The following is a 229-nucleotide window of genomic DNA, read 5'->3' as shown; positions in this document are numbered from 1 at the left end:
CGCAGCGCGCGCTGGAACAGCGCCGGCTCGACCGGCCCGTGGATCTCCACCGCCTCGGCGATGTTCAAGGTCGCTTCGGCCGAGGCGAGCTTCTGTCCGACCCACAAGCCGCGCTGAGCGGTGGTGAGCGGCAGGCCGGATGCATGGAGTTCGTTCATGGCGCTTCCTTTGAACCGGCGCCGGGACGCGCGACGCCGCCGGCTGCCGGCGGACGCGCGGTCCGTCGGCG

1 protein-coding gene is annotated in these 229 nt (G+C 72.9%); it reads right to left on the bottom strand.

Translation table 11 applies throughout. The annotated features are described in order from the left end of the window. On the bottom strand, positions 1–158 hold a 158-nt coding region (locus tag HKX41_14045; protein ID NNC25255.1), incomplete at its 3' end, for a hypothetical protein. Positions 159–229 lie beyond the last annotated feature (71 nt).

The sequence above is a fragment of the Salifodinibacter halophilus genome, from assembly GCA_012999515.1.
Classification (GTDB): Bacteria; Pseudomonadota; Gammaproteobacteria; order Nevskiales; family Salinisphaeraceae; genus Salifodinibacter; species Salifodinibacter halophilus.
This window is presented reverse-complemented; position numbering and strand designations above follow the sequence as displayed.